Genomic DNA, 20,330 nt, shown 5'->3' with positions numbered 1-20,330 from the left:
GCAGGGGTAGGATCCTCATTTCCTTCGGACGTATTCGTAGTCCGTCTGGGGTACTTAACCCCTTCGGACCGGAACCGTCCGACGACGAAGTGAATGAACACTTCGCCAATCACGCGTTCTTTGCAACCGTATCCGAACCCCCGTATGTACTTAAGGGCGTCGTCTTCCGGTGCCGAGTTCGGCAACCGAACGGACGAGTGGCCCAATTAGACAACCACCAGAGAGGTAGTTGTAACGGGAAGCGGATACAGTGCCTACCTCCGTGCCGGAAACCGGCCAGAGGGAACGTGGCGGCGTGCGCCACGTCGTTCGCATTAATGACGAGGAGAGGGTGCATACNCCTCCGTGCCGGAAACCGGCCAGAGGGAACGTGGCGGCGTGCGCCACGTCGTTCGCATTAATGACGAGGAGAGGGTGCATACATAAGGCCGTCGTCTCGGGTGCCGTCTGATCCACGTTGGTCATTCTCGCGATAGCGAGAGTCATGTTTCCCATGATAGTCTGCTAATCGGGTTCGAACAGCGCTATTACTCGTGTTTACTGGATGATCGTCGCCTGCCGGGTATGTCGGACGAGAAAGGTTACCGATACGATTTAGCGGCCAGAACCGTAGCTTGACGCATGGACCGATCAGGATTCGTCAAACTATCACTCATCGCGTTCGGGCTCGTCATCCTAAGCTTCTTCGTGCGCGGGTTCAGCCAGCTCGCCCTGGGACGCGACGTTGCAGAGTTGCTCCAGGCACCGTTCGCAATCATCGGATTCGCACTACTCGTTTATCTGTTCGTACGCGCGACGCTTGATGCGACCGGTCTCTGGACAGTCGAGAACCCTGATTCAGAGCACGAGGCATAGAACGGGGAAGAAAGAAGGAGACGGAAGGAAACGGTTTTTCGCTTCCCGAACGAATTCGCAGCCATGACAATCGACGTTCGCGAAATTGCGGACCTCGGCCCGGACGACCGCGTTGCATTTTTTGACCGAGATGCTGGGATAGAAGGCGTCCGTGGAGACGTACGAGAGATCGTTAATCGCGTCCGCGAGGAAGGCGACGTCGCAGTACGGGAGTTTACCAGCGACTTCGACGGCGTGGAAGTCGGAAATCTCGAGATTACAGATGCGTGTGAGCGTGCGTACGACGACCTTGAACAGGAACTTCGCGACGCGATCGAATCTGCAGCAGCGAACGTCAGAGAATTCCACGAGGCACAAGTGCCGGAAGATTGGCGACGCGAGTTCAGCGACGGCCGTGAACTGGGACGCAGATTCCGACCGATCGATCGCGTCGGCGTCTACGTCCCCGGTGGCGAAGCAGCCTATCCATCGAGTGCACTCATGGGAATCATCCCGGCAGTCGTCGCAGGCGTCGAACACGTCTCAGTAGTGACGCCACCTGCTGCGGAACTGAATCCCGCGACGCTCGCGGCAATCCACGTCGCGGGTGCGGACGCGGTCTACAGCGTCGGCGGCGCGCAGGCTGTTGCAGCCCTCGCCTATGGAACCGAGAGCATCACGCGCGTACAGAAGATCGTCGGTCCCGGGAACAAGTGGGTTACCGCTGCCAAAGCCGAGGTTCGCGGTGACGTCGAAATCGACTTTCTGGCAGGCCCAAGCGAAGTCGTCGTCGTCGCAGACGACACTGCCGATCCGGAACTCGTCGCGTCCGAACTCGTCGCGCAGGCAGAACACGATCCAAACGCGTCGGTCGTGGCGGTAACCGACGACGAGGAAACGGCGACAGCCATCGCAGCTGCCACAGCCGAACAGGCAGGCGAACGTGCGCGCGAAGATGTGATCCGCGAGGTACTCGAGTCCGATGCCAGTGGCGTGCTCCTTGCGCGGTCGATGAGCGAGGCGATTCTCTTTACGGAAGAGTATGCACCGGAGCATCTGTCGATCGTTGCGGCGGACGACGAGGCAGTGCTCGATCGGATCGACAGCGCGGGGAGTGTCTTTCTCGGTCCCGAAACGCCGGTTGCAGCGGGAGACTACGCCAGTGGGACGAACCACGTGTTGCCGACGAACGGTGGCGCGCGCGTCACGGGCGGACTGTCGGTCGAGACATTCGTTCGGTCAACGACGGTACAGCGACTTTCGTCTGATGGGATAGCAGCTCTTGGCGAGACGGTGACGACGCTTGCCGAGGCTGAAGGGCTCGACGCGCACGCGGAGAGTGTTCGTATTCGGCTCGCGACGGATCGAGAAGCGGAACAGGAGCAAAAGTAGGAGGAGAGCGAGCGGAGGAGAGCGCCAAGAGACAGAAGCCAAAGCCAGAGAGCAGAAACAGGCGGGGCAGACGAACGCTTCGCCGGACTGCAGTGGCCCCCACCTGCCCTGACCGTCGACGACCAGTCACAGAGAAGGACATATAACGCCTCCGTACAGCCCGTCCGAACCCGGATACTCCGCAGCCTGGTTTTACGTCACTGCGTGACGGAGGTGGTCATGATGCAACCGCGTGAGGTCGATCCGACCGATGGGCGGGTTCTCGAGCGGAACTACGATTACGCACAGCGAAACGTTCGACTCCTCGCGATGTGGTACGAGTGTGATGTCGAACGGGTACTCGAGTTACTGGCGGAACACGGGATCGAACTGTCGCGAAACGACCGGTTGGAGTTTGGATCGTATTACCGGTCGGTGAGGAGAGCGTCGAACGTGACCGAATCGAGAGCGAAGTGAGCATGTCTGAGAGCGAGCGCTTCGGTGTTCGTGGATGAGTGAGGCGAACGTATCGGGAGACAGGAGTGAGTCGGAAATCGGCCGTCAGGTTCGTCACCGCGGACGGAGTTCCGAGGGCGTCAAGGTTAACATCGTTGGCCAGGAATAAGAGACTATGAGCACGGACAGTATGGACGGCGGACAGGCTGAGACACGCCCCGAGATCGAAGTGACCGAGACCGCAGCAGAGCAGGCGCTGTCGCTGCTCGACGGCGAAGGGATGGATGCAACCGAGGCAGGGCTACGGCTGTTCGTCCAGCAGGGCGGCTGTGCTGGACTTTCCTACGGAATGCGCTTCGATGATGCGCCGGATGAAGACGATACGATCTACAACCACCACGAGCTGCGCGTGTTCGTCGACCCGGCGAGTTTAAAGTACATCGAGGGGAGCATCCTCGACTACGAGAGCGGGTTGCAGGCGGAAGGGTTCCACGTCGAAAACCCGAACGTCGTCAGCGAGTGCGGCTGTGGTGAGTCGTTCCGGACGTAGGCGGGCAACGGATCTGAGAGGCTGTCCCGATCTGATCGCGTGTTTCGTCCGCACTAGCTGTTGTCTCTTTTCGGCTGACTCAGTATTCGACACCTGTCGCTGGTTGGTTGCTATTCGGTGTTCGGTGCTCGGTGTTCGTTATTCGTGACGTGTGACGTTCAACGTCCCACTCGTCAGCCACAACAGCCAGTGACGGGTTCGCGGTGAGCGCCCTGGTGCCGTGGCTGTCGTGGCTGTCGTAGCTACCGTGGCCGTTTAATCGTAGCCAACGGTCGGAGTTCTGGCTGGCTTACTCCTCGAGTTGGAACGCGACGGTGACCTCCGCCTGGTACTCGCGGTCGTCTGCTGTCGCGACTTCGACGCCGAGTTCATCGACCTCCGCCCACTGGACGTTCTGGAGGGTCTCTTCTGCGCGGTCGATTGCGTTGTCCGCTGCGTCGTCGAAGCTTTCCGTGCTGGTACCGATGAGGGTGATCTTCTTGAAAACCATCGCGGTAGTCACTACCTGACACGGATGTATAAAGATACACGGTCAGTAGACCGTTTCGCCGTCGGAGCAGTTAGTCGAGTGAGTGGGAGAAAGCGCGGGCCACGAGGCGTGAACGTTTTTGAGGAAGCCGATACCACGTCTACGCATGCCAACCGCTGACGAGCCGAAGAGCGCGATCGACGTGTCGGAAATTGACGAACTGACGCCGCCGAACCGGACGCTGATGGGGCCTGGACCAAGTGACGTGCACCCGCGCGTGCTACAGGCGATGAGCACGCCACTGGTCGGTCATCTCGATCCATCGTTCGTCGAGATCATGAACGAGGTGCAGGAACTGCTTCGCTACACGTTCCGGACGGAGAATCAGTGGACAATTCCGGTCTCGGGGACCGGTTCGGCCGCGATGGAGGCCGCGATCGGCAACGTCGTCGAACCGGGCGACACCATGCTCGTCCCGACGAACGGCTACTTTGGCGGGCGGATGGCGTCGATGGCACAGCGCGCCGGCGGCGAGGTCGTCGAAGTCGATGCACCGTGGGGCGAACCGCTCGATCCGGCCGACGTGTCCGATGCGATGGCCGAGCACGATCCCGACGTGTTCGGGTTCGTCCACGCAGAAACCAGCACTGGCGTCCTCCAGCCGAACGTTCCAGAACTCACTGCGGCCGCACACGACCACGACGCGCTCGTCATCGCCGACACCGTCACCTCGATCGGCGGCGTCGAACTCCGCGTCGACGAGTGGGACATCGACGTTGCCTACGCGGGACCCCAGAAGTGTCTCTCCTGTCCGCCAGGAGCGAGCCCGCTCACGCTCTCGGACGAGGCGATGGAGAAGGTCCTCTCGCGCGAGTCGGACCCGCGCTCGTGGTACCTCGACCTCTCCCTGCTCGAGGGCTACTGGGGCGACGAACGCGCCTACCACCACACCGCACCGATTACGAACGTCTACGCCATCCGGGAGGCGCTGCGACTCGTCGCCGAGGAAGGTATCGAGGAGCGCTGGGCGCGCCACGAGCGACTTGCTGGCGCGCTAAAAGCTGGCGTCGAGGGGATGGGGCTCGAGATGAACGCGCCCGACGAGTTCTGGCTGCCGAGTCTCAACGCCGTTCGCGTCCCGGACGGAATCGACGACGGCGAGGTCTGTGCCGAACTCATCGAGCGATACGATCTCGAGATCGCAGGCGGGCTCGGCGACCTCGACGGAGAAATCTTCCGGATCGGCTGTATGGGCTACTCCGCCCGACCCGAGAACGTGATCTACGTCGTGACGGCACTCGGCGACGTACTCGAGTCCCTCGGTGCGTCGGTGGAGCCGGGTGCGGGTGTGTCGGCGGTGCGACGGGCACTGTCAGAGTGAGGGACTGATGACTGGTGGCTGACAACTAACGACTAACGAGCGGCGATGTAGGATTTGCAATTGGTGATTTATAGTTGGGACTACCGATTTGCAGTTGGGATTACTGCTTGACGACGGGCGGCTGTTGGTTACTGGCGGCTGTTGGTTACTGGCCGCTGTTGGTTACCGGCTACGTGCTGGAAAATGGGAAAATGGGTCGAATATGGCTACAGCGCGGGCGGGTTGCAACTGGTGAGACAACGAGTTAGGCGGAGGCTCGCGGTCCCGGTGGGGCGCGTTCGACCTGATAGTCGTCTCCGTCGACGACGATAATAGCCCACTCGTAGCTGGGGTTTGTGCTGCGAAGCTGGTTTTCGAGATCGGCTGCGTCCCCAGGTTCGGCGACAAAACAATGGAACTGTTCTGCCGACGAGGACGGAAGTTCGGCCTTCTCGAAGACGGTGTTTACGTGGACGACTTTCCACGCACGTTCGGCCCGGAATGCGGGGCCGGACCCTTCGACGGTGTATCCAAGCTCGGCGAAGATCGACCTGGCCTGCTCGACGAGTCGCATGTTAACAGGACCCATTCATATCGGAGTACGACACCCAGTAGCATAAATGTTGGTACGAACGCCAGACCAGGGATTCTCCCGGACAACGTCCAGCACAAAACGACGTTATGTAGACAAACGGTTCCGGTTCACGGAGTCACGGGGTGGTAATATTCAATTAGCGGGAGCAGTCATCGGCGTACGGAGCGGGAGGGAAGCGAAGTGGAGCCTCGCCAGAGAGTCGTGTTGATTATTCGTGTGCCGCGTCCCACTCCGTCGGTTTTCGGAAGTTACCACACTGGTTGCACTTGATTCGGCCCATAGAGTCCATCGCGTTATCGATGTCCTCGCAGTTCGTACAGAACCAGCCGTAGCGAGTGTCGGCGTCGTTCGTTTCGTAGACGACGAGGAAGGGACCCTTCGATCCTCTGTCGCCGTCAGTTTGCGAGACGAAGACGGTGTCGCCGTCCTCGGTAACGATCGATCGCATACCGAGATGCTACTCACGCGCCCGGTAAATGACTGTCTGTCTCAGCAACACCGGACGAGCGGCGGTAACGCATGAGTATGATGGTCTTACCCATACGAGAGTGGCACTAACTGAAACCTTTACCCGCGCGGAAATCGTTCGGTGGTATAATGGCGCTTGTCGTGGTTCCCGTTCGATACCCGCTGACGAAGCACTCGCGGCGGACGCTCGAGGAGGCGGTCGAGATCGCCCGCGAGCGTGATGCGGCACTGACGGTTCTCCATGTTGACCTCTATCAGAACGGGAAGAAAGTAACAAGAATTGATCTGAAAAACGCGGTCGAACGCGCGGTTGGACCGGTCGAGAGCGCCCGCTACGTCGTTCGAACCGGATTCCTCGTCGAAGAGAGTATTCTCGACGAGGTTGCAGCCGAGAATGCCGACATCGTCGTCATCGGCAGCCAACAGGCGAGTCGACTGCGTCGTCTCTTCCGTCGGCTGACGGATAATCCGGACATCGACCGGTATCTGCGGACGCACCTGGACTGCGAGGTTGTTACAGTCGAGAGTGCCCGGGCGTAACCGGTGATACGGCTGGCGAAAAACGATACGGCTGGTGGCAAACAGGACCGTTCGTTGATTCATTGTCTTCTGGCCTGCGACCGTCAGGAATCTCCTGACTCCGCATCGGAGTCGACCTGCATTGCTTCCTCATCAGGGTCGGCGTCGTGTGCGTTTCTGTGCTCGTAGCCGGGAGCAGGGCTGTCGTCGTCTCCATCACCGACCGCGACGCGGGCAACACCCGACGTATCGTCGAAGACGTGGTGACGATGTGGGTACGCGAACTCGATATCGAGATCCGCAAAGCGCGACCGGACCGCCGACTGGACCTGGGAACGAGCGATCCGTTGTTTGTAGGGGTGTTGAACCCAGAACGCCAGCGTGAGCATGATTCCATTGTCCGCGTAGGAGTCGATCGTACAGACCGGCGCGGCCGCGTACCGGGCGCTCCCGATCCGGATATCCGGGCCGCCGCCGATAACCATATCGACACTGCGCGCTGCGCGCTCTGCGTGTCGGCGAGCGTCCTCGAGATCGCTCTCGTAGGTCACCTCGAACTCGACCGTAATTCGTGTCCGCTCGTCCTCCGCGGAGTAGTTGATCACGTCGCGCGTGTAAATCTCCGAGTTGGGGATGACGATGAAGGTGTTCTCGAGTGTGAAAATTTTCGTGTAGCGGATCGTGATGTCCTCGACGAAGCCGGTGTGACCCTCGTCGGTGATTTCGATCATGTCGCCGATCTCGTAGGGCCGATCCGCGAGCACGAAAATGCCGGTGATGAAGCTACTCACGAGTGGCGCGAGAACGACAGCGATGACGGCCGAAATGACGGTAACAGAGAGGAGAACTTCGGTACCACTGACGCCGAGCACGCCGCCCGCGACGGCAAACGCCACGACGAGCACGGAGATTCGAACCCCACGGAGAACCGTCCGAGTGACGCTCGGTCGCTCGATTCGGCGAGCGACGGTCCGGCCGGTGAGGCGGACGACGATGTTCGAGAGGTACCAGCCGATCACCACGACGACGAGCGCCACGACGACCTCGCTGGCACCGAAGGGAACGTTGTCCTGGAGCACCTCCACGGGTGAGCGTGTTCCCCCCAGAAAGTCCTCTAGCATGGGAGCACACTCACGGCGGCGGTGGTTAAGGGTTCTGTCCGCGAAGAGTCGTGGACTCGAGTACGACGGCAGTCCTGACCCGAGTGAGCGGAGACTCGCGAGTGTCTGGGTGGTCCGTGGAACGTCGTTGAATCTGCCGAGTGAGTCTGGATGAAGTCCGTTCCCGTCCGATGATCGCAAAATAACCTGATTTCGAAAAGAGGTGCTACTCGATGCATAATAAATCATTTATCCATCGGGACCGTAGGTGTGTGTATGGCATCAGACGAACTGCGCTCGACGGTCGAGCGCGTCGGGGACCGATTCAACCTCGGCGAGTACGAGATCGACGCCTATCTCACCGTGTTAGAGCACGGCCAGCTCACGGCGAGCGAGATCGCCGATCGTACCGATATCCCCCAGCCCCGCGTCTACGACACTGTCCGCAGCCTCAGCGACCGCGGCCTGGTCGAACTGCGCGAATCGCGTCCGATGAAGGTCGTCGCGATCGATCCCGGCGAGGCCTTCGACGACGTCCAGAGTTCGCTCGAGCAGATGATCGACGAACTGGAGGCGCGCTACACCGCGCCCGCCCGAGACACCGAGGCCGTCTCGCTGGTCAAGTCGCGGTCGACCATCCTTCGGTACCTGGAGGAAGTCATCGACGCCGCGGAGTACGAACTGTCGCTGTCGCTGACGCCTGGCCTGCTGACCCGGTTCGAGGACGAACTTCGCAGTGTCGTCGACGACGGCGTCAGCGTCGATCTGATCGTTACGCCCGCGTCCGAGGCACCGGCACCGGACGAGTTCGAGTACCAGACCGTCGCGACGACCGTCCGCGCCCGACGCGGGATCACGACGCCGGTGATCGCCGTCGCCGACGGCAACTACTCCGTCTACGCGACCCAGGACGCCCTGCGTGACGACCAGGACCGCTACGGCGTCATCTTCAACCGCTCCTCGCTCGGCTTCCTCGTCTCCGGCTTCTTCGGGACAGTCCTCTGGACGACCGCCGAGGAGACGCTGAGCGAGGACGGTTCGAAGCGCTCCTATCCCCGCAAGTACGCCTCGATCCGGCGCTGCGTGAAAGACCTCATCGAGGAGGGCGGCGAGTTCTACGCCACCATCGAGGGCCGCGATGTCGAGGTCGGTGGCACCCGAATCGTCCGCGGGCGCGTCCTCGACATCTCCTTCGAGGTCAGCGAGGAAGTCGCGAGTCTCACCGTCGAGACCGAGGAGGGCGACGAGGTCACCGTCGGTGGCCGCGTCGCCGCACTCGAGGACATCGAGGGCCACGAGATCCACATCGGACGGAACAAACCGCCGTCGATCGACGGATAAACGGGCTGTATCGAGCGGGCGATGTGAACTGGGCGACATTGGATGAGGCGAACGGCTGGTGCTACAGACGCTATTTTCAGGGCGGATGCGACACGAACAGGACACGGTGTACACTGCGCGCTGTCTCTTGTACTCGAGTACGCGACTGGTTCGAGTGCGCTGCTCGACTCCCGTCTGGGAGAGACAGTGATCGCGCCGTACTGCTAGCGACGCCTGCTTCGAGGGTTGTATCTCTTACTCGAGGTGTTCGTAATCACTGATTGCTCTGGTTGTGAGACGTGACTGTTCAAAGTAAGGGCTCGTATGCAAGCCAACCACTAAGACGGTATGCGGTGTGACGTTATGTTCGATGGAACCGAGACCCACTGCTGGTTCCGCCGATGATGTCGACTGGTTTCAGTCCCAATCCCAGTCTCAGTCCCAGTGCCAGCCCCAGGCCCAGGCCCAGTCTCAGCCTCAAACTCAGTCTCAGTCTCAGTCTCAGTCTCGGTCTCGGTCACCGGAAACACAGAGTACCCGCGTCTCCCGTCGCTCCTTCGTCGCCACAGCCTCGGCGACGACGGTGATCGGTTCGACGGCCATCGCCGGCTGTCTCGGCCGCGGGCACGGCCCGAATACAGTCATCATGACCGGTGCGACGGACTTCGAGGGAATTCTGCACACCGAAGGTGACGAACCCGACGTCCAGCAGGCGCTGTGGGACGCCGGACTCGACGAGGACATCAGGGTCGAGGTCCAGACAGTCGTCAGCGACTCTGCACAGCGGATGCAGGAAGCCCAGTCGACCCTGCAGGCCGGCCGGGCACCGCCGGACATCCACATGATGGACACCGGCTGGACGATTCCCTTCATCCTGCGCGAGCAGACGACGAACCTCACCGAGGAACTCCCCGACGACGTGGTCGACCGGATCGAAGACGTCTACCTCGACGAGGTACTCGAGACGGCCCGCCATCCGGAAACCGGCGACATTCACGGACTGCCGCTGTTTCCCGACTTCGGAATGATGCTGTACCGCCAGGATCTCGTCGAGGACGCCGGCCACGACACGAGCGACTGGGCGACGGAGCCACCGGACTGGGAGACGTTCTCGCAAGCGGTCGCCGACGCACAGGCCGAAGCCGGGCTCAACTACGGCCTCACGACGCAGGCGGCCGCGTTCGAGGGGCTCGCCTGCTGTACGTTCAACGAGGTCATGTCGACCTGGGGCGGCGGCTACTTCGGCGGCACGGAGGACCTATTCACCGCCGGCGACCGCCCGATCACCGTTACCGACGACACCGTCCTCGATGCAATCCGCATGATGCGAGCGTTCATCCACGGGGACGACGACGAGCATGCACTCGAGGGCTACCCACAAATTTGCCCGTCGGCCATCGTCCAGTGGACGGAGGAGGAGTCGCTCAGTCCGTTCGAGGGCGGCGACGCGGTCGCGAACCGGAACTGGCCGTTCGCGATCGCCGCGACGGGAGCAGACGACGCCTTCGGCGAGGATCTTGGCGTCACCACCCAGCCGTACGCGGTTCCCGAAGACGAGGCCGAGTTCGAGGGCGTTGGCGGCACGGCTGCCGCACTCGGGGGCTGGAACCTCACCGTCAGTCCGTACACCGACCGGACGGACGAGGTGTTGCAGGTACTCGAGGCGTTCACCCACGACGAGGTCATGCTCACCATCTTCGAACTGCAGGGCTTTCTCCCGCCGAACATCGATCTGGTCGAAGAAGCCGATCCCGATGAGATCGGTCCGATCGCACGCTACGTCGACCAGATCCAGCTGGCGGGGGAAAACGCCGTACCACGTCCCGTGACGGACGTCTGGCCCGAACAGTCCGCGCTCATCTTCCAGGAGGTGAACGCGGCTTACCGCGGCGCGAAGTCGCCGAGCGAAGCCATGGAGGACCTGGCCGGACGTCTCGAGCAAAGCGAAGCGGAGGTGGCAGCCCGACATGGCGAGTGAGCCTGATGGCGGCACCGAGACCGGGGATATCGAGGGTGGGATCGGCACACAGACCGACATCGACACCGAACAGGACCGTACCGGCAACCCCGTCGTCAACTGGATGGAGAATTTGAGCGAGGCGGCCTACGCCTACCTTCTCCTGATTCCGGCCTTCGCTCTGCTCGCGCTGATCGCGTTCTACCCGCTCATCATGACGTTCATCATGTCCCTGCGGGCGGACGAGACGCGCGGGGCGGAACCGCTCGGTGAGTTCGTCGGCATCGAGAACTACGTCGACATTTTGACCGGGAACGCACGACTCGCTCGGCAGTTCCTCGACGTCGGCGTCACCTCTTCGTTCCCGTTCGTCGAACTCGGTGTCCCATTCTTGCAGCAGGCGCTGTTCGTCACGCTCGCGTTCGCGGTGATCAGCGTGTTCTTCGAGACGGTTATCGGCTTCGGGCAGGCGTACGTGCTCGATCAGGACTTCCACGGCCGACGCTGGGTCCGGGTCGCGATCATCCTCCCGTGGGCCGTGCCGATCGTGATTCAGGGGATGATCTTCTTCCTGCTGTTCCAGCCCGAGGTCGGCTTCGGCAGCGACCTCATGCAGTGGCTCGGCGTCTTCGGTGCCGATCCGCTGGCGGACAGCCGCGATTCGTTCATCATCATCCTCATCGCCGACATCTGGAAATCGGCAGCGTTCATGGCGCTGTTGATCCTGGCTGGCCTCCAGAGCGTCGACCGGAGTCTGTACGACGTGGCGCGGGTCGCGGGTGCCTCGCCGTGGCAGCGGTTCAAGCTGATCACGCTGCCGCTCGTTCTGCCCGCCCTGCTCGTCGCGATGTTGTTCCGGACGATGGACGCGATGCGCGTCTACGGACTGATTGAGTCGACCGCGGGCTGTACGACCGTCCCGTCGCTCACGTGTCTCGTCGTCGAGGCCATGTTCGGTGGGACGCGCATCTTCGCGACTGCCGCTGCCGTGGCGTTCACGACCGCGCTCGTGATCGGACTGATCATCTCGGTGTACGTGTTCTTCTTCCGTGACACCGAGGGAGGGCTGTACTGATGACCGACGAGAGGAGGGATGAGACCGACATCGACGAGACGCCGAGCGACACCGAAGCCGACGAGACGCCGACCAGCACCGAAACCGATGGAACGCCGACTGACACCGAAACCGACGACCCAGCGAACACCGATGGCGACGGCGTCGGCGTTCCCGAACACTGGACATACGCCCGCGAGCAGGCTTCGACGGCGACAGATGGCGGTGCGACAGCGACGGACGGCGGCCAATCCGCCGAAGCGGGTCAACAGCAAAGCAACGTCCTCATCGAGGGTGAGGACGCCGAACTCGACCGCGGCCCGTTCCAGCGGTGGGTTGCGAGTTCGATCTCCAACCCGGACCGTGCCTACCGGGCGATGTTCTACACGGCGACGATCTTCTTCCTGTTCACGACGCTGTTCCCGTTCTACTGGCTGCTTATGGTCGCGCTGACACCAGAAGGACAGCAACAGGACATCATCCTCACACCGAACGGCTTCAACCCCGGCGCGTTCGTCGAGGTCTTCCAGGTACTGCCGTTCCACTGGTACGTCTTCAACAGCTTCGTGATCGCGACGGCCTCGACCATCGTCGTCCTGGTCATCGCCAGCCTCGCGGGCTACGCCTTCGGCCGACTCCAGTTCCCCGGGAAGATTCCGCTCATGCTGCTCGTGCTGGTGATATCGTTCTTCCCGCCGGCGGCCTTTTTCATCCCGCTGAACGACCTGTTCAACACGCAGTTCGCCGCGCTCGAGCCGATTACCGGCGACGGCAGTCTCTACAACACGCCCGGCGCGATGGTGTTACCCCTGTCGGCGATCTTCATGCCCCTCGCCATTTTCATCCTCACGACGTTCTACTCGCAGATCCCGGACGGCCTGGAGGATGCAGCCCGCGTCGAGGGGACCACACGACTCGGCGCGCTGTTCCGGGTCATTATCCCGCTGTCAGCGCCCGGCGTCGCGACCGCCGGCGTGTTGACGTTCATCGCCGTCTACAACGAGTTCTTCTTCTCGTTCCTGATGACCGACGGCCAACCGGAGAACTGGGCCCCGATACTCGAGGGCATCCTCGGCTACCAGGGCCAGTACGAGGTGATGTACCACCTGATGGCGGCAGCGAGCATCATCGGGGTGATCCCCGTTGCGATTCTCGTCATCATCGCGCAGGAAAAGATCGTTAGCGGTCTGACCGCAGGCGCGCTCAAGGAGTGAGAAACGGAGGAAACCATACTATGGCACGCATTCAACTCGAACACATTACGAAACGCTACGAAGACGTCACCGCAGTCGACGACGTCTCGATGGAGATCGAAGACGGCGAGTTCGTCACGTTCGTCGGCCCCTCCGGCTGTGGCAAGTCGACCACTATGGAGACCGTCGCAGGCCTCACGAAGCCGACCGAGGGGAAAGTCTACATCGGCGACCGAGAGGTGACGAACCTGGCCCCGAAAGACCGTGGCGTCGCGATGGTCTTCCAGAACATCGCGCTGTTCCCCCACATGGACGTTTTCGAAAACATCTCCTTCGGCCTCCGGCTGCGAAAGTACGACGACGAGGAGGTCCGCCGGCGCGTCGAACAGGCCGCCGACATCGTCCAGTTAGAGGGCATGCTCGACCGGATGCCCGACGAGATGTCCGGCGGCCAGCGCCAGCGCGTCGCTATCGCCCGCGCCATCGTCCGCAACCCCGACGTCTTTCTCATGGACGAACCGCTCGCCAACCTGGACGCCAAGCTGCGCGTCCACATGCGAACCGAACTTCAGCGCCTCCACCGCGAACTGGGGACGACCATCATCTACGTCACCCACGACCAGGCCGAGGCGATGACCATGTCGAACCGGATCGCCGTCCTCAACGAGGGCAAACTCCAGCAACTCGCGCCGCCACTCGAGTGCTACAACGAGCCAGCGAATCTGTTCGTCGCGGGGTTCATCGGGTCGCCGTCGATGAATTTCGTGGAGGGTGAGCTCACGGCGACGGGCTTCGAGTCGGAGAACGTCGACGTGGCGTTCGAGCCAGAGTTGGTTCCGTCGGTCGAGCGTGGTGACACACTGACGCTCGGCGTCCGACCGGAAGACGTACATCTGGTAGAAACGGCCGACGACGTCACCGAGCAGACGGACGAACTGTACGCGACGGCTGACGTGCTGGAGCCGATGGGTGATGAGGTGTTCGTCTACCTGCTCCTCTCGGAGGACGCAGACCGGTCGATGGAACAAGAGCCTGCGACCGCGCCGAATCAGTTGCTGATGAGCGTGACACCGGATACGGACATCCACGAGGGGAAAGAGGTCGCCGTCGTCCTCGACCGGTCGAAGATCCATCTTTTCGAGACGGCGACGGGCAACGCACTCCGGCACAGACTAACGGAGCGCTCAGACAGTGATTCCGGGCCGACGGCAACAGAGGCCGACAGCTGACCGCCGACCACCAACGGACAAAAGGTGGTTCGCCCCCAAGGTTTAGTATAGCGATAGAGGATATATGCGTCCGAAATCGGCATCCAGATTCCTGCCATGACAGACGACCGCTCCAACATCGAGACCGGAATTGTGGGTCTCGGTAACATCGGACAGTACCACGCCGAGCGCCTCCGTGAGCTAGAGGTTCCGCTCGTCGGTGGAATGGACGTCGCCGCAGAGGCCAGACGGCGGTTCGCCGGACGATACAACGTCGACGTCTACGAGGACCACCAGGAGCTGTACGAGACGGTCGACGCCGTCGTCATCACGACGCCGAACAAGTACCACGAGGAGTACGCCGTCGATGCCTTCGAGCAGGGCATCCACGTCCTTCTCGAAAAGCCCCTCGCTCACGACTACGAGAGCGCCGCACGGATCGCGGCCGCCGCGCGCGAGACAGAGAGCGTCTGCATGGTCGGCTTCAACAACCGCTTTGCGAACACCGTTCAGATCCTCAAAGACCGGATCGACCGCGGCGAGCTCGGCGATATTACCCACGTCGAAGCGAACTACGTCCGGCGGCGGGGTATCCCCGGCCGCGGCTCGTGGTTCACCCGCCGCCAGATCGCCGGCGGCGGCGCGCTCATCGACCTCGGCGTCCACGCCGTCGACCTCGCACTCTACCTACTCGAGTACCCCCGAGTCACGGAGGTATCAGGCATTGCGCGGAGTGAGTTCGGCTCACGTGAGGAGTATGCCTATCTGGAGATGTGGGGTGAGGATACCGGTCCGCGGGGGTTCGACGTGGACGACTCGGCGAGTGCGTTCGTTCGCTGTGCCGAGGGCCGGACGGTCAGTCTGGAGGTCGCCTGGGCGACGAATCGGCCGGCGAACCACGAGTTCGTCGTCCGTGGGTCGGATGCTGCGGCCCGATTCGACCTGCTCGAGGGCGGGTTGACGATTCACTCTGCGAGCACCAGGGGGTCCTCACACCTCGAGAATACGTCGATCGATGTTCGACAGAACGATACACACACGGCCGAGCAGCGGGCGTTCTTCGACCGAATTCGTAGAGCGGACGACAAAACCGACGGGAGTGGCAAGGATGGCGGGAACGGAAGCATCGAGCAGGCGCTGTTGGTTCAGGAGGTCATCGACGGAATCTACCGCTCGAGCGATGCAGACGCGACGGTCTCGTTCGACGAGTAGCGGTACGGCCGCCCGCCGTACCCCCGTTTTATTTCACCAACGCTCGTGCGTCCCTCCGTATGCAACTCGGCGTTCACACCCCACCGCTGGCTGATGAGTCACTCGAGGGCGCGCTCTCGTATCTCGCCGACCAGGGCGTCGACGCACTCGAGCCGGGCGTCGGTGGCCACCCCGGAGAGGATCATCTTCCCCGCGCGGAGTTCCTCGACGACGAGGACGCACAGACGGAATTGCAGGATTTGCTCGACGAGTACGGACTCGAGATCAGTGCGCTCGCGACGCACAACAACCCGCTCCATCCGGACGACGAGCGGGCGGCGACCGCGGACACCGAACTCCGCGAGGCGATCGAGTTGGCCGATCAACTCGATGTCGGTGTCGTGACCTGCTTCTCAGGTCTGCCGGCAGGCGGGCCGAACGACGAGGTCCCAAACTGGATCACGGCACCGTGGCCGCCCGAACACGACGAGGCGCTGTCCTACCAGTGGGACGTGGCCGTCGACTACTGGACGGATCTCGCCGACCATGCAGACGAGCACGATGTCGATGTCGCCATCGAGATGCACCCCAACATGCTGGTCTACGAACCCCACGGAATGGTCCGCCTGCGCGAGGAGACCGGCGAGCGAATCGGGGCAAACCTCGATCCCTCCCACCTCTACTGGCAGGGGATCACGATCACCGACGCGATTCGCTACCTGGGCGAGCGCGATGCGATCTACCACGCCCACGCGAAAGACACCAAACTCTACGACGCGCAGGCTCGCGAGAAGGGCGTTCTCGATACAACGGCCTACGACGACGAACCGAACCGCTCGTGGCTATTCCGCTCGGTCGGCTACGGCCACGGCGAAGCCCACTGGAAAGATATCGTCTCGACCCTGCGGATGGTCGGCTACGATGGCACCCTCAGCATCGAACACGAAGACTCACTCACGAGTTCCCGCGAGGGACTCGAGAAGGCCATCGGTCTCCTCCAGCGCGCACTCTTCGAGACGGAACCTGGGGAGGCCTACTGGGCCGAGTAGGAGGAGGAATAGGAATAGGAATAGGAATAGGAATAGGAATAGGAATAGGAATAGGAATAGGAATAGGAATAGGAGTCGGAGTCAGTACCGGGCCGTGCTGGAAAGCGATGGAGACGACCGACAACCAAAAGGCGACCGTACTACTGAGCCAGCGAACGACTCAGGCTGAATCGCTCGATGTCGACTCCTCGAGTTCGACCTGTCCATTGCTGTAGACGGTGATCAAATACCCCTCGTACTCGAGTTCGACGCGGCCGAGCGTCCTCGTTCCAGTTTGTGACGAAGCCGCAGGTGGTGCGTCGGTCTGTGTTTCCCGAGAACGGGACCGAGGTGACGAGTGAGCGGCGGCGTCTCTGAACAGTGAGTCGAGAGCTTCCGGGTTGATAACAGAGTACAACGGCTCGTACGCCGGTGGCTCGATCTCGGTTGGGTCGACCCCCTCGCGAGCGGCGACGGCTTCGATGATCGCCTGGCTCGGAGATACCGCTCCCTCGAGCCCAGATCCGGGTGGCGACGTATCGTCGGGAGAGGACATATCGATGGCTAGGAGGCTCCAAGGGATAAGGATACTGGCAGTCATCAGTACGGGACAGCACTGAGCGTGTCTCTCAGGCCCCGTTTGCAACCACTAGGGTTGATTATCGAAGGCTGGCGACGATTGGCAGTCACTTGCGAATTCGCCGGTGAATCACTGTTGGCCTGCCGACCCGCGATCGCCAAATCGAGAATCGAGATAGCGGCGAATCGAGCGGTGGATGCCACGGACCGTGTAGGTACGGCCGATGTAGACGCTAATCAGGGCGAGCATCGTTCCGGCGACGACATCCGAGAACCAGTGGATACCGAGATACATCGTCGAGACGACGACGCTGATCGCCAGCACGCCCGAGACGGGGACCCACAGCGGGTACTTCTCGCGTGTGAGCCACGCCAGGAAGAACACCGTCATCGACAGCGACGTATGCAGTGACGGGAAGACGTTGGTGTTCTGGTTGACCTGGTTGGTCAGTGATCGTGACTGCGGGAAGACGTCGTAGAGCAGCGGTTCGAACAGGAGTGGATCGAAGTTTCGTGGCCCGTACGCGATGAACAGAATGTAGAAGGTAAGCCCGATTGCGTAGTTCGCGGTGAACGCAAGAATCAGCGTCGAGAGGTCGTCCATGTTCGACAGTGCGAAGTACGCAATAAACGGGAACAAAAGTAAGAACGCATAGCCGTAGATGTAGACGAAGACGAAGAACTCGGTGAGCGCCGGCGATGCGAACGTCTGCAGGACGGTTACAGGGTTCTGCGGGAAGAGGAACTGTTCGAGTTCGAACAGCTGTGGCGTGATGTTGTTGCCAAGGACTCGGCGCTCGAGTCTGATGACGACGTCGACCGTCGACCAGCGTATGAACAGCACGAGCGCTAACACTGCAAGCGGGAGCAGACACACCTCGAGTCGCCAGCGAGCGTCGCGAATCGCGGCCGCAATCTGCCGTGGACCGACAATAACCAGTGTCGCCGTGGCGAGCATCGTCGCGACCACGAGGGCAAGATCAAATACGACGCTGACGAGAGTCATCCGGGAACGCAAACTACGATTGCCGAGCATTAATAGCGTCCGGTCCTGCGTGCCCTCTCGACTGGTCGACAGCAAAGCGCGGAGTCCTCACAGGGCGAAACCGGACTGGCTCTCCCCAACTACTTGAGAAGGGCCCCGTCGTCGTACTGGTAGCCCACCTCCACGAACAACTGGCGAACGCGTTCGGGGTCAATTTCGCCGTCCGATCCCGGGAACACCGAGAGTGGCATCGTCGACTCCGTGCCGTCGAGGTGAGTTTGCCCCCGCGAGCCGAACAGTTCGTTGCTCCGCGTTGGCTCTTCCGCGAACCCGTTGAAGAACTCAGAGACGACGTACTCGCGGTCGATCAACTGCGAGAGGATCTGTCGAACGTTCGGATTGCCAAGCTCCGGGTGGTGGATATTGTAGCCGACCATGTAGAACGACGTCGTCGACGTCGTCGTCGTCGAGACGCCGCTCGCATCGGTAATCGTTGCGACTTCGTCAGGCGGAACCGCATTGGCTGTCACGTCGACGGCACCATCGGCAAGCGAATCGAGCATCGCACCCACGTTCGGCTCGATCTGGTACCTGATCCCCTCGAACTGCGGAAAGTTCTCGAGTACGCTCGGTCTGTTCGGGACATCAGCCGACCGGAGCACGTGGTCCTCGAACGGCTCGAGGACGAGTTCGTCCATCGACGTCTCACCGAACTCGAACAGCCCGGAGCCGACCGGTTCGTCGTTGTCCGCAACGAGCGCTCGAGTCTGGCGTTCAGCGATGACTTCGGACCGTGGATCCCAGATATGCTCCGGCAGAATCGGTACCGAGAGCGCACGCACCGCCGCAGGACGTCCGGTCGACCCGAACGGTAACTCGAGTGTCCGATCGTCGATGACCTCGATTCGGCCGGTGTTCTCGAGGAGTGTCTGTCGGTCCCGGTACCGTGGAGCGGGGACCGTTCCCTCGACGTCACCGAGGGAGGTATCCTCGATGAACCGGAACGTGAAGGCGACATCGTCGGCGTCAAGGCGTTCGTCGTCGTGCCAGCGCAGTCCATCACGAAGCGTCACCGTCGCGGTGAGGCCGCCGTCATCGTCCCACTCGATTTGCTCTGCCAGCCACGGTTCGTACGTCGCTGGCTCGCCTGGCTCGTGCGTGTCGGTGGTTGACCGGCGCGCAAGTGGATCGTACAGCAGTCCAAGCAACCCCTGGATGCGATTGCGGTCGACGACGAGCGGGTTCAGTCGGTCGGTCAGTGCCTCGCCGTAGACGCCGATTTCGAGCGGTCGGTCGAACGGTCCGTCGTCGAACTCCTGGGACAAGATATCGACGAACTCGATCGCCCGACGGGGCGGACGCGAGAGCGAGAGTTGTTCCTGCGCGCCACCGATGCGATCGGGGTACGCGACAGTCGTAAACGGTGCCGTTTCGAGCAGGTAGTCGAACAGTTCTGTCAGCGACTCCTCGCGCGCGTCGCCGTCGGTCGTCCGTTGGCGCTCGAGTAACTCGTCGACGCCAACGTCGGAGAAGTGAAAGGGATTCTGCCAGCCCCGTTCCGCGACGAACTGAGAGTGGAGCAGCCCATGGAGCGCATCGTACTCGTCGATGCCAGGGTGTTTGACGACGAACACGTCGTAGTCGCCGTCGATCAACACGTCACGGTACAGTTCCGCTTCGGTGATCGGTTCGTGAGTCGCATCGATCCCGGCAGCCTGCAGGTTCTCACGAAGTTGACTCATAATCATCGCCGCAATTGCATCGTCGTCGGCGGGAACCGTCTTGATCGTGAGTTCGACCTGCTCAGGGCTGGTGTTCTCCGCTCGCGACCAGAATCGCTCCGAACAGCCAGCGAGTGCGCTCAACCCGACACCGCTTGCGCCGGCAAGGAGGGACCGTCGTGTCACCGACGGAGCGACCCGTTTCATATCACGACCGATACGCAACCACGATGTATAGGACTTCCCTTCACAACGACAGTTCTGTGTCACGTGGGTACCGACTACTCGCCGAATCGACGGCCATCGCAGATACCCAACTCGAGTTGTCGTGAATATACCCGGATCAAACGGTCGTTAATCGGCGACTATCAC

Annotated in this window: 20 protein-coding genes; 13 read left to right on the top strand and 7 right to left on the bottom strand. The window is 61.6% G+C overall.

Going from position 1 to position 20,330, the window contains the following annotated elements; all coding sequences use genetic code 11:
• Window positions 1–621: 621 nt before the first annotated feature.
• From C483_RS19125 to C483_RS19110, 4 genes are all read left to right on the top strand, one after another.
• Window positions 622–855: a hypothetical protein gene (locus C483_RS19125; RefSeq protein ID WP_006655013.1), complete on the top strand. Its 234-nt coding sequence runs from the start codon at window positions 622–624 to the stop codon at window positions 853–855.
• A gap of 63 nt (window positions 856–918) precedes the next feature.
• The gene (gene hisD, locus C483_RS19120; protein ID WP_006655012.1) at window positions 919–2,226 is read left to right on the top strand and encodes a histidinol dehydrogenase; all 1,308 of its coding nucleotides are present in this window, start codon (window positions 919–921) and stop codon (window positions 2,224–2,226) included.
• A gap of 222 nt (window positions 2,227–2,448) precedes the next feature.
• Window positions 2,449–2,682, top strand: coding sequence for a hypothetical protein (locus tag C483_RS19115; RefSeq protein ID WP_049912967.1), 234 nt, complete (start codon window positions 2,449–2,451; stop codon window positions 2,680–2,682).
• 154 nt (window positions 2,683–2,836) lie between these two features.
• The gene (locus C483_RS19110) at window positions 2,837–3,211 is read left to right on the top strand and encodes a HesB/IscA family protein (protein WP_049912960.1); all 375 of its coding nucleotides are present in this window, start codon (window positions 2,837–2,839) and stop codon (window positions 3,209–3,211) included.
• A gap of 289 nt (window positions 3,212–3,500) precedes the next feature.
• Here the strand turns inward: C483_RS19110 and C483_RS19105 are convergent, their stop codons facing one another.
• Window positions 3,501–3,701, bottom strand: coding sequence for a dodecin (locus C483_RS19105; protein ID WP_006168267.1), 201 nt, complete (start codon window positions 3,699–3,701; stop codon window positions 3,501–3,503).
• A gap of 145 nt (window positions 3,702–3,846) precedes the next feature.
• On the opposite strand from C483_RS19105, the gene C483_RS19100 reads away from it, so the two are divergent.
• Complete coding sequence (locus C483_RS19100; protein ID WP_006655009.1) at window positions 3,847–5,061, top strand: pyridoxal-phosphate-dependent aminotransferase family protein; 1,215 nt, start codon at window positions 3,847–3,849, stop codon at window positions 5,059–5,061.
• Between the two features lie 244 nt (window positions 5,062–5,305).
• Here the strand turns inward: C483_RS19100 and C483_RS19095 are convergent, their stop codons facing one another.
• Entirely contained in the window at window positions 5,306–5,614 is a 309-nt protein-coding gene (locus C483_RS19095) for a DUF7116 family protein (protein ID WP_006655008.1), read from the bottom strand.
• A gap of 229 nt (window positions 5,615–5,843) precedes the next feature.
• Window positions 5,844–6,083, bottom strand: coding sequence for a DUF5816 domain-containing protein (locus C483_RS19090; protein ID WP_006655007.1), 240 nt, complete (start codon window positions 6,081–6,083; stop codon window positions 5,844–5,846).
• A 149-nt stretch (window positions 6,084–6,232) separates the two neighbouring features.
• Between C483_RS19090 and C483_RS19085 the strand changes: the two genes are divergently transcribed.
• Window positions 6,233–6,643: a universal stress protein gene (locus tag C483_RS19085; protein ID WP_006655006.1), complete on the top strand. Its 411-nt coding sequence runs from the start codon at window positions 6,233–6,235 to the stop codon at window positions 6,641–6,643.
• An 83-nt stretch (window positions 6,644–6,726) separates the two neighbouring features.
• Here C483_RS19085 and C483_RS19080 read toward each other — a convergent pair whose 3' ends face one another.
• Entirely contained in the window at window positions 6,727–7,743 is a 1,017-nt protein-coding gene (locus C483_RS19080) for a mechanosensitive ion channel family protein (protein WP_049912958.1), read from the bottom strand.
• A 255-nt stretch (window positions 7,744–7,998) separates the two neighbouring features.
• Between C483_RS19080 and trmB the strand changes: the two genes are divergently transcribed.
• The 7 genes from trmB to C483_RS19045 all read left to right on the top strand — a co-directional run bounded on the left by trmB (window position 7,999) and on the right by C483_RS19045 (window position 16,694).
• Complete coding sequence (trmB, locus tag C483_RS19075) at window positions 7,999–9,063, top strand: HTH-type sugar sensing transcriptional regulator TrmB (RefSeq protein ID WP_006655004.1); 1,065 nt, start codon at window positions 7,999–8,001, stop codon at window positions 9,061–9,063.
• Window positions 9,064–9,625: 562 nt separating this feature from the next.
• Complete coding sequence (locus C483_RS19070; RefSeq protein ID WP_152419907.1) at window positions 9,626–11,020, top strand: extracellular solute-binding protein; 1,395 nt, start codon at window positions 9,626–9,628, stop codon at window positions 11,018–11,020.
• Window positions 11,010–12,074, top strand: coding sequence for a carbohydrate ABC transporter permease (locus C483_RS19065; RefSeq protein WP_006655002.1), 1,065 nt, complete (start codon window positions 11,010–11,012; stop codon window positions 12,072–12,074). Before C483_RS19070 ends, C483_RS19065 begins: the two co-directional genes overlap by 11 nt.
• Window positions 12,074–13,267, top strand: coding sequence for a carbohydrate ABC transporter permease (locus C483_RS19060; protein ID WP_006655001.1), 1,194 nt, complete (start codon window positions 12,074–12,076; stop codon window positions 13,265–13,267). The genes C483_RS19065 and C483_RS19060 overlap by 1 nt, the downstream gene beginning before the upstream one ends.
• Before the next feature lie 20 nt (window positions 13,268–13,287).
• Complete coding sequence (locus C483_RS19055) at window positions 13,288–14,475, top strand: ABC transporter ATP-binding protein (RefSeq protein WP_006655000.1); 1,188 nt, start codon at window positions 13,288–13,290, stop codon at window positions 14,473–14,475.
• A gap of 96 nt (window positions 14,476–14,571) precedes the next feature.
• Window positions 14,572–15,666, top strand: coding sequence for a Gfo/Idh/MocA family protein (locus C483_RS19050; protein ID WP_006654999.1), 1,095 nt, complete (start codon window positions 14,572–14,574; stop codon window positions 15,664–15,666).
• A gap of 59 nt (window positions 15,667–15,725) precedes the next feature.
• Window positions 15,726–16,694 carry a sugar phosphate isomerase/epimerase family protein gene (locus C483_RS19045; RefSeq protein WP_006654998.1) on the top strand — a complete coding sequence of 323 codons (969 nt, stop codon included), beginning with the start codon at window positions 15,726–15,728 and terminating at the stop codon, window positions 16,692–16,694.
• A gap of 160 nt (window positions 16,695–16,854) precedes the next feature.
• Here C483_RS19045 and C483_RS19040 read toward each other — a convergent pair whose 3' ends face one another.
• From C483_RS19040 to C483_RS19030, 3 genes are all read right to left on the bottom strand, one after another.
• Window positions 16,855–17,229, bottom strand: coding sequence for a HalOD1 output domain-containing protein (locus C483_RS19040; protein WP_006654997.1), 375 nt, complete (start codon window positions 17,227–17,229; stop codon window positions 16,855–16,857).
• A gap of 153 nt (window positions 17,230–17,382) precedes the next feature.
• A complete protein-coding gene (locus C483_RS19035) occupies window positions 17,383–18,258 on the bottom strand; it encodes a phosphatase PAP2 family protein (protein WP_006654996.1) in 876 nt (291 codons plus the stop codon).
• 119 nt (window positions 18,259–18,377) lie between these two features.
• Window positions 18,378–20,165, bottom strand: a complete 1,788-nt coding sequence (locus tag C483_RS19030; protein WP_006654995.1) for an ABC transporter substrate-binding protein — start codon at window positions 20,163–20,165, stop codon at window positions 18,378–18,380.
• Window positions 20,166–20,330 lie beyond the last annotated feature (165 nt).

The organism is Natrialba hulunbeirensis JCM 10989 (genome assembly GCF_000337575.1).
GTDB lineage: Archaea > Halobacteriota > Halobacteria > Halobacteriales > Natrialbaceae > Natrialba > Natrialba hulunbeirensis.
This window is presented reverse-complemented; position numbering and strand designations above follow the sequence as displayed.